Consider the following 13237-nt stretch of genomic DNA (forward strand, 5'->3'; position numbering starts at 1 on the left):
CGAGGGAACCTCCGTCGCAGGGACCAGGACCGCGTTAAGGTCGTCCGATCATGCTCCACTCCCTTGTGCAGGCAGGACGGCGGCCGCGCTTCGCCCCGGCCGAGGCTCTGGCGAGCCTGTGCGCCGCCCTGTGCTGGCGCGTGCTGGCCTTCGCGATGTACGCGGAGGGCTACGACCTGGATCCGAGCGCGCCGCGCCAGGTGTCCGGGGAGGCGGAGCTGGCCCGCTTGGCGCTGCCGCTCGCCGCCTCGGTCGCGCTGACCTGGTCGCTGCGTCTGCTGCCCTGGCCGCCGCTGCGCACCGCGGTGGACGCGGTCGCCGTCGTACGGCTCGCCGCGGTGCTGCTGCTGTCGGCGGCGCTGGCCGTGGCCCTGCTCACCGGGGTCCGTGTACCGCTGCTCGGCTGGGAGATGTGATCACAGGCGTACCCGCAGTGCGTAGAAGCGGGTCGTCTGGGCCGGGTTCTCGTTGTCGTCGCTGGCGAGCAGGACCCTCAGGGTGTTCTTCGTGCGGCCGGTGATCGTGATGGCCTCGATGTTGTCCAGCAGCGGGTTCGGCTGGGGCTGCTTGGCCGTGGCTCCCAGGGGCGGGCAGGTCACGAGGTCGGTGAGCAGGGTCTTGCGCATGCCGTGGCGGGGGTCGGCCAGGTAGAGGCGGACCGTGTTGCCGACGCCCGCCGTGAAGCCGCGCTCCAGGACCAGGAGGCGACCGTCGGGGGTGGCCCGGATCTCGGGGACACCGAGGCCGGGGTCGGTGCGGTAGGTGTACTGGGCGCCGAGCCGGAAGCGGGAGCCGTGCCGCTGCCAGGTCTGGAAGCGGACGGTGTCGGCCGGGTCGCCGGCCAGCGGGTACTCCATGGACGCCACGAGGGTGCGGCCGCCGGGCAGCAGGGTCAGGCCCTCGAAGGTGCCGTTGGCCCGGCCGCCGCCCGCGGGGGCCACGCGCAGGTCGTCCGGGACGGGGAGCCGGTCGAGGACCGCGCCGGTGCGGGAGTGGCGGCGCACCGACGGCTCGGTCTCGGAGGAGACGAGGTAGGTGCCGTCCCGGTCCACGACCAGGCCCTCGGAGTCGAGTGCGGCCCCCTTCTCGTCGGACAGGGGGAGCACGGACCGGGGCCGCAGCGTCCGCGGGTCCAGGCGGAAGAGGGCGGAGCGGTCGGAGAGGGCGGCCAGGGAGCCGTCCCGGTCGACGGCCAGCGCGGAGAGGTTGCCGACGACGGTGCCGCCGTACGTCGTCTTGTCGAGCGCGTCGGAAAAGCGGTCCAGGGAGACGGACGGTGAGCAGGCGTGGGACGTCGACGCCTGGGCGGGGCCGGCGGCGGTCAGGCACGTGGCCGCCGCCAGACCCGCCGTGAGGAGGGCGAGGTGGGTTCTGAAGGGCATGGGCGTCACCGTAGGACCGACCGGTGACGCCCGGGGGGCGGCGCGGTGAAGCGTCGGCTCAGCTCGCGGCCAGATCCCGGTGGATGACCTTGGCGACCGCCTGGATGGTGGCGATGCCGTAGTTCATCGTGCTGTTGCCGTGGGTGAGCACGGTCATCGTGTAGTCGTGGCCGCCGCCCTTGAACGCGCCGATGCTGTGCACCCGCCAGCCGTTCGTGGAGCGCTGCAGCCAGCCGTTCTTGACGGCCACGGTGACACCCGCGGGCACGCCGTACGGGGTGCCCCAGCGCTGGGACGAGACGACCTGGCTCATCAGCTTGAGGATGTAGGCGCGGGAGTTGTCGCTCAGGACCGTGTTCTTGCCGGTGATGAGCTTCAGCAGCTTCTGCTCGTCGGTGACGGTGATCTGCGTCAGGCCCCAGTAGCCGTCCGCGCCGGGCTTGGTCTGGGTCATGCCGGCCGCGGCGAGGAAGCCCTTGATCTTCGTCATGCCGAGCTGCTTCCACAGGGTGGAGGTCGCGGCGTTGTCCGACTTGGTGATCATGGCCTTCGCGAGGGTGTTCTCGCGGTCGGTGAGATAGCGGTCGGTCTTCTTCGCGTCCCACAGCAGCGTGGCGAGGACGGTGACCTTGACGACGCTGGCCGAGTCGTAGGCGGAGCTCGCGCGCAGGGTGCACGTGGTGTTGGTGCTGCGGTCGTGGAGGCCGACGGCGACCGTGCCCTTGCGGGTGGCGAGCGCGGCGGTGATGTCCTTCTTCAGCTTGTCGGCCAGACCGGCCCTGGCCGAGGTGCAGCTCACGGTCGGCGTGGCGGCGGCAGCGGGCGTGGCGGCGGCGACGAGTGGCACGAGCACGCCCGTACCCACGGCCGCCGCCAGCACTCTCGCGCGGCGGGATATCCCAGAAGTCATGCACGTCCTGACTCACGGACGCGGGGCAAAGGTTGTAGGCCCTGGCCCAGGCTTGTGCGATTCGTTACCGGACGCAGTGCGGTTCCACAGGCGGCGGCCAGTTTCGGCACAGGGGCCGCACACCGGGCCCGCCCACGATGCACGGGACGGCGCCACCTGGCTGCTCGGTCCGGCAGCGACAAGGCGATGACGCTGACCCGGCTCGAGGAGCTGGTGAAGAACGGCGAGCTGCACTACGTCCAGCTGGGCGGCGGCATGGGCGGCGGCTCCACCGTCAGCTCCGAGGTCACCGCCTGGGTGCAGCGCCACGGCACGGCGGTCGACGAGAGCGACTACAGCAACGGCACCAACTCCGGTTCGAGTTCCGGCTCGGAGGCGGGCACCTCGGCACAGTCCGGCCGGGCCGCCGTCCACCGCCTGGACCCGTCCGACGTGGACTGACGCCCCGTCACCCGGCCGGTGAAGGAAGGCGAAACGGCCCCGGCCCCTCGGTCCGGGGCCGTCCCGCCGTCCCGGATCATGGACATCGGTGTCCGGCGAGCGGGTGAAGGGAAGCACAGGGTGGGCTACTGCCTCGAGATGAGCACCGGCGACATGAGAACGGTGGTGCGGCTGCTCACCGCGGTGGAGCGGACCGAGCAGCAGGAGCGCACGCTCGCCCGGATCCGCACGGAGTGCGCGCGCACCGACGCCCGCTTCGCGGAGCAGGGCCTCCCGCTCGACGTCTCCATCGGCAGGGCCCTGGACGAGCTGGTCGAGGGCGCCCCGAGCACCGACCGGTGTCCGGCGTACAGCTACGCCTTCTACCAGGTCGTCGCGGCCCACTTCTCCGACCCGGCCGACCTCGGCGCCTGGCGGCGGCCGAGCTGGTTCCCCACCCTGGACGACGAACTGGCCCGGTACGGCGTCCCGTCCGACCTGCTCCCCGGTTCGTTCCTGTTCAGCGGCCCGCCGCTGCGCCTGCCCCACCCGGGCGACGCGGTGCCGGCCATCGGGACCCTGCCGGCCGGGCGGGCCGCCGCGCTCGCCGAGGCGTACGCGGCCGTGCTGGACCGGCTCGATCCCCAATTCCGCGACGCGGCACGCCGGTTCGTCGACGCCATGCGGTTCGAGGCGCGCGCGTGGGAGACCGCGCGCACGCTCGGCACGACCCCGGACACGCTGCTGTTCTGGTTCCACTGACCCCATGTCTGGCGGCGCGCTCCCCGGGTACCCGGTCCGGGCACGCAGCGAGGACCGAGAGGGATGAGGTCGGGCGGTGGCGGTGAAGGCGATGGGATGGGCGCACTCGTTCCCCATGTCCGAGGGCGTACGCGCCGGGCGGGAGTGGACGCGGGAGCGTCTGACGTCCCTGCCGTGGGCCGCGACGGAACCGGACACGGTGGACTCCGTCGTGCTGGCCGTCTCCGAGCTGATCACCAACGCGCACGTGCACGCGCACAGCGACGCCCACCTGGTCCTCACCTGGGACGGCGACTGCCTCCATGTGAGCGTCCACGACGAGGACCCGAACCTGCCCCGGCCGCGGCGGCCGGAGCCGGGGGACGTCGGCGGCCGCGGGGTGGCGATCGTGCAGGAGCTCGCCGACGAGTGGGGGATGCGCTGCCAGCGGCACGGCAAGTCGGTGACCGCCTGCTTCCGCCCTGCCGAGCCCGCCACCGAGTGACGCCCGCCGGGGCGGCGGGCGTCGGTCAGCCGGTGCGTCAGTCGGTCCGCGGGTGCCGGCCGGGGCCTTGCGCCCCGGCGGACAGCGGGGTGGGTGACAGGGTCGTGTCCTCCTCACCGGGCTCCAGCAGGGTGTCGGCGGCGCCGACGATGAGGGGGTCGGGGGTGCCCACCGCCTCGTGGTCCTTGCTGGCGTAGTCGATGCGCGACAGCAGACTGCGCATGGTCTCCAGCCGGGCGCGCCGCTTGTCGTTGCTCTTGACCACGGTCCAGGGGGCGTGCTCGGTGTCCGTGGCCCGGAACATGTCGACCTTCGCCTCGGTGTAGTCGTCCCACAGGTCGAGCGAGGCCAGGTCGGTCGGGGAGAGCTTCCACTGGCGCACCGGGTCGACCTGCCGTATCGCGAAGCGGGTGCGCTGCTCCGAGCGGGAGACGGAGAACCAGAACTTCACCAGCAGGACGCCGTCGTCGACCAGCATCCGCTCGAAGGCCGGGCACTGGTCGAGGAACAGCTCGTACTCGTCCTTGGAGCAGAAGCCCATCACGCGCTCCACACCGGCCCGGTTGTACCAGGAGCGGTCGAAGAAGACGATCTCACCGGCCGTGGGCAGGTGCGCGATGTACCGCTGGAAGTACCACTGGCCCATTTCGCGCTCGGTGGGCTTGTCCAGGGCGACCACGCGGGCGCCGCGCGGGTTGAGCCGCTCGATGAACCGCTGGATCGTGCCGCCCTTGCCCGCCGCGTCCCGGCCTTCGCAGACGACGATCACCCGTGCGCCGGTCTCCTTGACCCACCGCTGCAGCTTGAGCAGCTCGATCTGCAGGATGCGCTTGGTCCGCTCGTATTCCTTGCGCCCCACCTTGCGGTCGTAGGGGTAGTTCTCCTGCCAGGTGCGGATGGGGCGTCCGTCCGCGTCCAGGACGATCGGCTGCTCGCGTCTGCTGGCGTCGACGGTGAGCCCGTCCAGCAGGTCGTCGCCCTCTTCGACGATCTCGGTGTTCGCGGCGTTCTCGGTGTTCTCGGTGTTCATCTCCGCGCTCCCCGCTCGGTTCGCAGCGGCGCTCAGAAGGGCAGGCGGCCGCGGGTGCGGCGACCCGCCGAGCCGCTGCGGCTCACCGCGCGCGAGCTGCTGTGGAAGGGCTTGCTGAAGATCCGGCCCAGGAAGCCGGGCGCCTTGCCCCCGGCCCGGGCCCCGGCCCCGAGGGTGCGCTGCGTGCCGCGTTCGGGATGGCGGGAGAGGCGGGGGACGAGGAAGGCCAGGACGGCCAGGACGACGCAGACGGCTATGACGGCGGCGATTGCCATGATGTGCTCCCCTTCGCTGGTCGGCGGATACACAGGTGCCCCGTCCTGGCCCTCCCATGTGAGGAGCGGGAAACTCCGCCCGGCCGCTCCGGCCCGCGTCAGTCCAGATGCGTCGGCGCGAACATCCGCAGCACGGCCGGGAGCAGCACCACCGAGGGCCCGGGCGTGCGCAGCGCCTTCGCGAGGTCCTGCTCCAGGCGGTCCGGGGGCAGGCCCACGAACTCGACCAAGGGTCATGTGGCAAGGAGTTCAATTCTCCCTACCGAACATCACCCATCCAAAGCCTCCGTCCCAGCTCGTCGAGGTCCGCCCGCCGCTCCTCGTACTCAGGCAGTGCGATCCGCAGGAGCCGCCAGAAGTCCTCCCGGTGCCCGGACACCTTCACGTGGGCCAGCTCATGGGCGATGACGTAGTCGATCAGATGCATGGGCAGCTGGAAGAGCGGCCACCCAAGGCTCATCAGCCCCTTGGCGCCCGTCCCGGCCTCCGGTGGCCGGTACGAACCCCATCGGTCTCCCAGGTCCCGCACGTCGAGTTCCGGCTCGCTTACGCCCATGCGGGCCGCCCACGGCTGAAGCCGGTGTCCCGTCCAATTCCGGCCAGCCCGGCAGTACCAGTCGATCAGCGCCGCCCGTCCCGCCTGGGGCTCCGCCGCCAGATCCCGGCTCATGACGAGGCGCCCCGCGATCAACCGGACTGCTCCCCCCGCCCCCTCCTCATCGGACACGGCCATCCGGTACGTTCTCCCCAGATAGCGGAAGACCTCTCCGTCGGCGAGCCGCTTGACGGGGCTGAGCGGGCGGGTGCGCTCCCGCTCCAGCCGTTTGGTCAGCAGCCAGTCTCGGTGCGCACGGACGAACTGCTCCGCCTCGGCCGTCGAGCGCCCGGTCGGGGTGTGCAGGGTAAAGGTCGCGTCGGTCTCGACGGTCAGCGCGAACCGTTTCCTGCGGGCGCTGGCACGCACCCGCAGGCACAGCCCGTCCACGGTGAGGAGTGCGTCGGGGGCGGGGTGCGTCGCATCGGCCGGCACGGTCACCCGCCTATTCTCCCCTCGCCCTGCTCCGGAACAGCCGGAGGTTGTCCTGCGCGAAGGACGCCAGGCGCTGGGCCGCGTTCTCCAACGACTCCCAGTCTCCCTTCACGGGCCGGACGTGGCCACTGAGCAGGACGTCCTGAAGGTCTCCGGCCAACGCGTTGATGTCCTGGTGCTGCCCCTGGTACGACGCTCTGGCCATGGTCCGGGTGGCCATGTCGCAAACCCTTCCCGTGAGCCGCCTGATGTCGCCGCCATCGGCGAGGCTGATCCCGGGGGTGTCCTCCAGGATCTGCTCCACGAGCCGGTAAGCCCGTTGCTCGAGCGGTGTGAGACCGGCGAGTTCCGGGGACTCCTCCTGTTCCTGCCTGGCCTCCTCGATCAGCGGACCGAACTCCTCGATCTGCTCCTCGAAGCGACCCGGCATCGTACGCAGAATCTCTTCCAGGCGCTTGGAGAGCCGCTCGTACTTCGCGGGGTCCTCCCGCTTCGTCCGCTCCTCCAGGTGGAAGCGGAGCGCGTGGCCCATCTCCGCCGCCGCCTCCTGCGGCGGCAGGCGTCGCACGGCGTCGTCGAAGGTGAGGGCCGTGAGCGAGACCGGCGGGATGACCTGGTCGATCTCCGGCCCTTCCAGGTGGTCCGCGATCATCGCCCGGACCTTGCGCCCGTACCGGCGCAGAGTGAACGTGCCGCCCTCGTCGTCCCGGCACAACCGCCGCACCCGCTTCTGGAGCAGGCTCCAGCGCCGGGCGTCCGCCACGTAGTCCAGGGCCTCCTCGTGCGGAAGGACGCGTTCGAGGGTGGCGAGGAACGCGTGCAGCACCTCGTCGAAGCCGAACCGCAGGTCCTCGGGTTGCAGGGCGAGGGCCGCGGGCCCCAGCTTGGCGAGCTGGTCGAGCTGCGCGTCATCGATACCGTTGCGCCGCAGGAAGTCCCGGACCTCCTGGGCGGCGGGGCCGAGCTTGTCCACCTCGTAGGACAGTTCGCGCATGGTGTCGGTGACGTCGGCGTTCCGGTACCCGGCGAGCGCGCTGGAGAGGTGCTCGAAGACGCCGTAGTAATCGACGACGTAACCGACCTCTTTGCCGGGCGAGGTTCGGTTGACCCGCGCGACGGCCTGGAGCAGCTCGGCGTCCCGGATCGGCCGGTCCAGGTAGAGCACCTGCTCGCGCGGGGCGTCGAACCCCGTGAGCAGCATGGACTTCACGATCAGGAACGCGATGGGGCTGTCGGGGTGCACGGGGTCGGGCACCGAGGCGGTGGGCGGCTGCGGCTCGCTGTTCGCGGCCTCGGACCACGGGGTGTCCAGACCGCCGACGGGACCGGTGGGAGGGGTCGGGTCCTGCGGCGGGTTGAAGGGGGTCACCGCGACCCACTCCGGATCGGGCGCCAGCTCGGGGAACGCCTTCTGGAAGCGTTCGGTGTACGCCTCCTGGCGACCGGCGTCGGTCCACTCCCTCCATTCCCCGCGTTTATGGCCGGAGCCCGGGGAGATGACGGGAACGAAGTCGATCCGCCGCAGCAGTGCCCGGAACCGGTAAGCCTGGTGGAGGTAGCGCTGTCTGGCGGACAGCTTCTCCAGCGGTGTCCCCGTCACCGACTCCGGGTCGAACTCCGCCAGCTCGGTGAGCAGCTTGTCACGGGCCTTGCGCAGGGCGTGGTGATACTGCACGGCCGCCTTCCGGCTGACGGCCGCGACCTGTGCCTTGAAACCGCCGGGCAGCACGGTGGTCACCCAGTGCTCCAGCATGTCCTCGGCCTTCGCCTCGATCATGGGAACGGACTCGGCGACGTCCCGCTCGGTGGGCCACTTCTCGAGGAGCGCGGCCCGTTCCTTCAGGGTGCGGTCCCGGACTAGGTCGTCGAACCCCCTGTCGAGGACCTCCCCATCCCGGACCTTGCCCTCCCCCGTCCGTCCCTCGTAGCGGATACGGACGACGACGCCGTCGTGCTCGGCATCCTCCATCCGGTACTCGTCGAGGAAGCCCCGCGGCGAGTCGCCCCGCCCGAAGATCCGACGCGTGTCCTCCTCGCGCCCGGTGATGATCGGCGTACCCGTGAACCCGATCTTGGCGGCGTTCGGGATCGCCTTGCGCAGGGCGGCGTGCAGGACGCTGGTGTGGGAGCGGTGTGCCTCATCGACGAGGACGAGGATGTCCGGTGAGGGGTTGCACTCGGGGAAGTCCGGTACGGGGCCGGGGCTTTCGTCCTCGCTCGGACCGAATCCCTCTCCCGTCAGGTCCCGGTCGTCCCCGCTGCCTTCCGCGTCCCCGGCGAAGGTGAAGCCGGTCCCGTACTTCTGGATCATGCCGAAGACGACGCGCCGCCCGCCGTCGCGCAGCAGCCCCTCCATCTGCGTCCGGGTCTCCGCCGTCTCGACGTCGGACTCGCTGAGCTTCAGCGTCCGTGAGAGCTGGGTCTGCAACTGGGTGCGGTCGGTGACCACCACCACCATGAACTCGCTGAGCCGAGGGTGCAGATGCACTCGCCGCACCAGGAACGTCATGGTCAGCGATTTGCCGGAGCCCTGCGTGTGCCAGATGACACCGCCGCGCTCGTCCTCGGTGTCCCGCCCGGCACGGGCCTGCCCGGTCAGCAGTCTGCGGACGGCCTTCTCGGCGGCCCGGTACTGCTGGTACCGGGCCACAGCTTTCACGGTCCGCACGGCCCCGCCGTCCGCCCCCGACTCGACGGCCATCGGGATCACGTAGTGCCGTACGACGTTGAGCAGGGCGGCCGGCCGCAGCACCACACCGACGAGCTTCTGCTGCTCGCCGAGCGGAGCGGGCGCGGCCGGGTCGGCGCCGTCCCCGAGCAGTCCGGCGGTACGCAGCTCCCGCCGCAGGGTGCTCTCCTCCTCCGGTTCGACACTGCGCCACGGGTGGAAGTGCTCGGGATCGGAGGTGACGGTGCCCAGGTGGGCAGTCTCGCCGGTCGCGGCGACGAGGAGCTGCACCGTCCGGAACAGTTCCGGCACACCGGCGGGGACCGGAGCGCCGGTGGCGTCGAGGTCCGGAACGGGATTCCCGGCGTAGTGCCGCAGATCGAGCACGGCGCTGCGGACGGGTTCGGCGAGATCGGGGCTCTTGCACTCGACGGCGACGAGCGGGATGCCGTTCACGAAGAGGACGAGGTCGAGTATCGACAGCTCACCGGAGCGGCTGCGTACGCGGAGCTGGTCGACGACGGTGAAGGTGTTGCGCGTGACGAGGTCAGGATGCCACTCGACGTACTGGACGGTGGCGGACGGACCGCCGTGCGCGGCGGAGGGCGAGGGCAGCGTCCAGCCGTGCAGCAGCATGTCGGTGGCGGCGAGGTTCGCCTGCACGACGCCCTTGCCAAGGGAGAAGGAGGCGAGCTCACTGACAGCCCGCCGGATGTCGTCCTCGCCCATCCAAGGCCGACCGTCACCGCCCCGGAGGTTGATCCGCCGCAGCGCGGGCCCGAGCTGGTCGACGAGCAGCGGCTCTGCCGCGTCGAGCGTGCCCAGCTCCGCGCCCGGCACGTGCGTCCATCCCATGGCCTCCAACTGCGCGACTAACGGCCGCTCCACCTCGTCCCGCTCGACGTGCACCACCACAGCCCCGCGCCTCTCCGTACGTCCCGCAGTTCCCCGGAGATCCATTCTGTGCCTGGGGGGTGGGGTGAGGGGAAGGGACGCAGGGGTGGGACATGGCCGATCGTGCGGATGTACGGGGGTTTCCAGCCAGTCCATCCGCACATTCGGCGGCGGAGCGGGTGGGTCAGGCGCCGGGGCCCTCTGCCGGGACGACGCCGGGGTCTTCCTCATCACCGTGGGGCACGGGGAGACGCGCTCCCCTGCTGCGAGCGATGCGGTGCACGTCGTGGAGCGCCTCGGCCAAGCATGCCGCGAGATAACGGAGTTGGGGCGCGGTGACCTTGTCGTCACCCAGAAGATCGACGGCGTGGCCGAGAAGGTTGTCCGCCATGCCGAGCTGGACGGCTTCGATCTCGTCGGCGAGGCGCGACAGACGGCCGGTGCCGGTGTCGTCGGTGAGGAGGTAACAAGGGTTGCCGTCGAGGTTGGACCAGGGGAGGAGGCGGGGCCGGGTGGCTGTTGTGGCAGCGATGCCGTGGCTCTGGTAGATCACGCGGCGGTCACCTCGTTGCCCCGCATTCGGCGGGAGCCGACGTCGACACCGTGAGTGCGCCGTGCCCCTGTGTCGATGCCGTGTACGGCGAGCCAGAGGATGCGGCGTCGGGCCCGCTGCTCTCTGGCCTGCGCGCGCCGTTCATAGGCGAGGAGGTAGGGACGGACGAGCCGGGAGTCCTCGCCGTGAAGGAGGGCCTCGTGCGGGAAGGGACGGCGGCCGGGTGCGACGGGGGCAGTCGGCGCGGGGCTGGACACCGCTTCCCCGACTTGGTGCCGGTTCCGGTGCCGATGACACCCGGAGGCGGGCCACAGGAGCCGCAGCAACGGCTCAAGGAGGTAGGCGATCCGGTGCAACACGTCGTCAACTCCAGTGTGGTGGAGGGCCATGTCCCCGGGCCGTCGGTAGCGCCGCGGGGGTTTTCCGCGCCCGAGGGCAGGTCGAAGTGCTTGGACTCCGCTGTGTAGCGATCCACTTACAGAGTGAGACAGCTCGGGCTAGGCTCGCCAGAGGGTCGGATGTGACGAAGCATCTGTCACGCGGGAGTTGACGATGAGCAACATCTATGGGGAGTGGTTGAAAACGCAGCGAGAGGCGGCCGGGCTGACACAGCAGGAACTGGCAACGGCCGCCGTCATGACGCGTTCGCACATCTCGCACATCGAGGCGGGCCGGCGCACCCCGTCGAAGGAGGACGCAAGACGCCTCGACAGGGCGCTGAACACGGGCGATGTCCTCAGCAGCTTCCTGCCGGATGACGACACCGCTGTCGCGGGATACTTCGAGGCGGCCCTTCAGCTCGAACAGCAGGCGACGATGATCCGGGAGTTCGCCCTGTCGTTCATCCCCGGCATCCTCCAGACGGAAAGGTACGCGCGTGCGGTTCTGAGCACGTCGTTCCCTCCGGTGGGTGAAGCGGAATGTGACAGGCTCGTTGTCACACGCCTTGAGCGGGCGAAGATCCTTGAGGACCCGGTGACACCCGTAGTGTGGGCGCTGCTTGACGAGGCTGTGCTGCGGCGGTTGGTGGGCGGGCCGGAAGTCATGGCGGAACAACTCCGCCACATCGTGAAGCTGGTGGAATCAGGACGCGTACGCGTCCACGTGTTGCCCTTCGGACTGGGGGTCCATCCCCTCATGCAGGGCATGCTCACTCTGCTCAAGTTCGAGGATCAGCCGCCGGTGGCGTACTCCGAAGGCATCCAGGTGGGCAAGATTCACGACTCCCCCGCCATGGTCGACCGCCTTGAAGGCACATACCATCTCGCCCTAGGCGACGCAATGCCGCTCAAGGAGTCACTGACCCTGCTGAGGGCGACAGCAAAGGACTACGAACACTGTGAATGAACCCACCATCCCCAACGCCTCGTCCCTGCACGGCTGGCGCAAGTCGACGTACAGCGGCAACGAAGGCGGCAGCTGCATCGAGGTCCTGGACGGCTACCCGAACGGTGTCCCGGTCCGCGACTCCAAGGATCCCCAAGGGCCTGCGCTGGTCTTCCTGTCGGCTGGCTGGACATCGTTCGTCACAGCAGTTAAGGACGGCCGTCTGTCCGCCTGACCGCCCACCGCAACGATCCATCCGGCCCGCAACCTTTGGGCGGGCCGGACACCGTTCTCTCAGGCCACCACGCCAGAGGCTGTGACTCGCCCCGACAGCAGATCATCCACGAGCCCTTGCTTGAGCTCACGGAGCTTGTTCAGCTCCTCTTCCTCACGCCCGATCTGTTCGTCACATGCCTCCAGCGTGGCTACGATGCGCCGCTGTTCTGCCAGATCGACCGGGAGATCAATCTCCAACTCCCTCAACCGGGATGGATTGACATTCACCTGCTGCACCGCAACCGTCGAAATCGACCGCACTCGCTGGCGAACGAGAGGGTGCATCAGCCATTCGACAAGGTACTCCGGTATCACACGTTGCAGGTCCGGGATGAGGCGCACCAAATACGACGCGAAGGTCGCACTCGGCAACTCTTCACGCCACATCGCCGCCTTTCCAATGTGCTCCATACTGTTGGTCCTGTTGAACAGGACATCTCCGCGCCGGAGAAACAACTTCGAAGGAACCGGAACTGGGCAATAACGAAGCCCATCTGCATCGATCCTGACACTCTGGATATTGTTCATACGCAGCACTGGTACGCCGCGGGCGTCCCTGTCAAGGGCTTCAGAGATCCCATATTCGGCCGCCGGAACAATGTCCTTCAACGGCACGCGAGCCCAGCCTGCCGCTGGCCGCCTACTTGCCACAGACTCCATGGACGCCAGTAGAGATCCCTGGCGCACGTTATGGAACTTAGCGATCGATGCCTCGATGCCACGCTCCAACTCCGTGACGTTGTTGAGCACATCAACGATCCGCCGCTGCGCAGCCACGGGAATCAAGGGGAACAACAGCTCCCCGAACCTGCTCCCACCCAGGTGCGAAATACTCGTCTTCTCCGCGATCCCTGCAAACACCGCATTCGCGCGCCACCAGACAAACACCGCTTGCGCGAACTCAGGAAGAACATTCGGGCCGGGTCGGAACCGAATCAGCGTGTTCTGAAAACAGAATTCTCCGGGAGCGCCGTCGTACAGCGCGCTCCGCCCCACCATCATCAGGTTCTCCTGCCCTTCGTTGAGCAGGATGTCGCCCGGCAGAAGTCCATACGTCTCGCGCTCCGCAGCCGAGAAGGCCATAGAGTTCACGTCCGAGTAATCGATACGCCCTTCATGCACATTCGCGACCCGGAGGTAAGGCCATTGCCCTGCACCCGCCCGGCTCGCCGGCGAGAGCTGCTTACCCATACGGACGTCACCGAGATCCTTGACAGGAACCCAGGA

At 69.5% G+C, this 13237-nt stretch carries 14 protein-coding genes and 1 pseudogene; 6 read left to right on the plus strand and 9 right to left on the minus strand.

Translation table 11 applies throughout. The annotated features are described in order from the left end of the window. The first annotated feature begins 50 nt into the window (after positions 1-50). Positions 51-416, plus strand: coding sequence for a hypothetical protein (locus ACPXCS_RS10150; protein WP_425947258.1), 366 nt, complete (start codon positions 51-53; stop codon positions 414-416). Here ACPXCS_RS10150 and ACPXCS_RS10155 read toward each other — a convergent pair whose 3' ends face one another. Both ACPXCS_RS10155 and ACPXCS_RS10160 read right to left on the minus strand, forming a co-directional pair. Then, positions 417-1382 carry an esterase-like activity of phytase family protein gene (locus ACPXCS_RS10155; protein ID WP_425947259.1) on the minus strand — a complete coding sequence of 322 codons (966 nt, stop codon included), beginning with the start codon at positions 1380-1382 and terminating at the stop codon, positions 417-419. A 58-nt stretch (positions 1383-1440) separates the two neighbouring features. Further along, positions 1441-2292 carry a serine hydrolase gene (locus ACPXCS_RS10160; protein ID WP_425947261.1) on the minus strand — a complete coding sequence of 284 codons (852 nt, stop codon included), beginning with the start codon at positions 2290-2292 and terminating at the stop codon, positions 1441-1443. Between the two features lie 186 nt (positions 2293-2478). Here ACPXCS_RS10160 and ACPXCS_RS10165 point away from each other — a divergent pair, with 186 nt between their 5' ends. The 3 genes from ACPXCS_RS10165 (at position 2479) to ACPXCS_RS10175 (ending at position 3958) form a co-directional block, all read left to right on the plus strand. Next, the gene (locus tag ACPXCS_RS10165; protein ID WP_425947263.1) at positions 2479-2733 is read left to right on the plus strand and encodes a hypothetical protein; all 255 of its coding nucleotides are present in this window, start codon (positions 2479-2481) and stop codon (positions 2731-2733) included. Between the two features lie 78 nt (positions 2734-2811). Then, positions 2812-3474, plus strand: coding sequence for a DUF7691 family protein (locus ACPXCS_RS10170; protein WP_425947265.1), 663 nt, complete (start codon positions 2812-2814; stop codon positions 3472-3474). A gap of 76 nt (positions 3475-3550) precedes the next feature. After that, entirely contained in the window at positions 3551-3958 is a 408-nt protein-coding gene (locus ACPXCS_RS10175; RefSeq protein ID WP_425947266.1) for an ATP-binding protein, read from the plus strand. A 37-nt stretch (positions 3959-3995) separates the two neighbouring features. On the opposite strand, the gene ppk2 is transcribed toward ACPXCS_RS10175, so the two are convergent. The 6 genes and pseudogenes from ppk2 to ACPXCS_RS10205 all read right to left on the minus strand — a co-directional run bounded on the left by ppk2 (position 3996) and on the right by ACPXCS_RS10205 (position 10408). Further along, positions 3996-4988 carry a polyphosphate kinase 2 gene (gene ppk2, locus ACPXCS_RS10180; protein ID WP_425947267.1) on the minus strand — a complete coding sequence of 331 codons (993 nt, stop codon included), beginning with the start codon at positions 4986-4988 and terminating at the stop codon, positions 3996-3998. 32 nt (positions 4989-5020) lie between these two features. After that, the gene (locus ACPXCS_RS10185) at positions 5021-5263 is read right to left on the minus strand and encodes a DUF6411 family protein (protein WP_190048241.1); all 243 of its coding nucleotides are present in this window, start codon (positions 5261-5263) and stop codon (positions 5021-5023) included. Positions 5264-5361: 98 nt separating this feature from the next. Further along, positions 5362-5469 (minus strand): annotated as a pseudogene (locus ACPXCS_RS10190) (thiamine pyrophosphate-dependent enzyme); the annotation flags it as partial. 53 nt (positions 5470-5522) lie between these two features. Continuing rightward, positions 5523-6299, minus strand: a complete 777-nt coding sequence (locus ACPXCS_RS10195) for a M48 family metallopeptidase (RefSeq protein ID WP_425947269.1) — start codon at positions 6297-6299, stop codon at positions 5523-5525. Positions 6300-6303: 4 nt separating this feature from the next. Continuing rightward, positions 6304-9876 carry a type I restriction endonuclease subunit R gene (locus ACPXCS_RS10200; RefSeq protein ID WP_425947271.1) on the minus strand — a complete coding sequence of 1191 codons (3573 nt, stop codon included), beginning with the start codon at positions 9874-9876 and terminating at the stop codon, positions 6304-6306. Between the two features lie 163 nt (positions 9877-10039). Continuing rightward, positions 10040-10408, minus strand: a complete 369-nt coding sequence (locus ACPXCS_RS10205) for a hypothetical protein (protein ID WP_425947273.1) — start codon at positions 10406-10408, stop codon at positions 10040-10042. A 552-nt stretch (positions 10409-10960) separates the two neighbouring features. On the opposite strand from ACPXCS_RS10205, the gene ACPXCS_RS10210 reads away from it, so the two are divergent. Both ACPXCS_RS10210 and ACPXCS_RS10215 read left to right on the plus strand, forming a co-directional pair. Continuing rightward, positions 10961-11755: a helix-turn-helix domain-containing protein gene (locus tag ACPXCS_RS10210; protein ID WP_425947274.1), complete on the plus strand. Its 795-nt coding sequence runs from the start codon at positions 10961-10963 to the stop codon at positions 11753-11755. After that, positions 11748-11969, plus strand: a complete 222-nt coding sequence (locus ACPXCS_RS10215; RefSeq protein ID WP_425947276.1) for a DUF397 domain-containing protein — start codon at positions 11748-11750, stop codon at positions 11967-11969. Before ACPXCS_RS10210 ends, ACPXCS_RS10215 begins: the two co-directional genes overlap by 8 nt. Positions 11970-12028: 59 nt before the next feature. Here ACPXCS_RS10215 and ACPXCS_RS10220 read toward each other — a convergent pair whose 3' ends face one another. Then, the gene (locus tag ACPXCS_RS10220; RefSeq protein WP_425947278.1) at positions 12029-13201 is read right to left on the minus strand and encodes a restriction endonuclease subunit S; all 1173 of its coding nucleotides are present in this window, start codon (positions 13199-13201) and stop codon (positions 12029-12031) included. Between the last annotated feature and the right edge of the window lie 36 nt (positions 13202-13237).

The sequence above is a fragment of the Streptomyces sp. DT190 genome (assembly GCF_049846985.1).
Taxonomy (GTDB): Bacteria; Actinomycetota; Actinomycetes; order Streptomycetales; family Streptomycetaceae; genus Streptomyces.

Coding starts and splice junctions, on each gene's coding strand:
- ACPXCS_RS10170 (WP_425947265.1), top strand. CDS start 2,812: ATGGACATCGGTGTCCGGCGAGCGGGTGAAGGGAAGCACAGGGTGGGC.
- ppk2 (WP_425947267.1), bottom strand. CDS start 4,988: ATGAACACCGAGAACACCGAGAACGCCGCGAACACCGAGATCGTCGAA.
- ACPXCS_RS10150 (WP_425947258.1), top strand. CDS start 51: ATGCTCCACTCCCTTGTGCAGGCAGGACGGCGGCCGCGCTTCGCCCCG.
- ACPXCS_RS10220 (WP_425947278.1), bottom strand. CDS start 13,201: ATGGGTAAGCAGCTCTCGCCGGCGAGCCGGGCGGGTGCAGGGCAATGG.
- ACPXCS_RS10210 (WP_425947274.1), top strand. CDS start 10,961: ATGAGCAACATCTATGGGGAGTGGTTGAAAACGCAGCGAGAGGCGGCC.
- ACPXCS_RS10185 (WP_190048241.1), bottom strand. CDS start 5,263: ATGGCAATCGCCGCCGTCATAGCCGTCTGCGTCGTCCTGGCCGTCCTG.
- ACPXCS_RS10155 (WP_425947259.1), bottom strand. CDS start 1,382: ATGCCCTTCAGAACCCACCTCGCCCTCCTCACGGCGGGTCTGGCGGCG.
- ACPXCS_RS10165 (WP_425947263.1), top strand. CDS start 2,479: ATGACGCTGACCCGGCTCGAGGAGCTGGTGAAGAACGGCGAGCTGCAC.
- ACPXCS_RS10160 (WP_425947261.1), bottom strand. CDS start 2,292: ATGACTTCTGGGATATCCCGCCGCGCGAGAGTGCTGGCGGCGGCCGTG.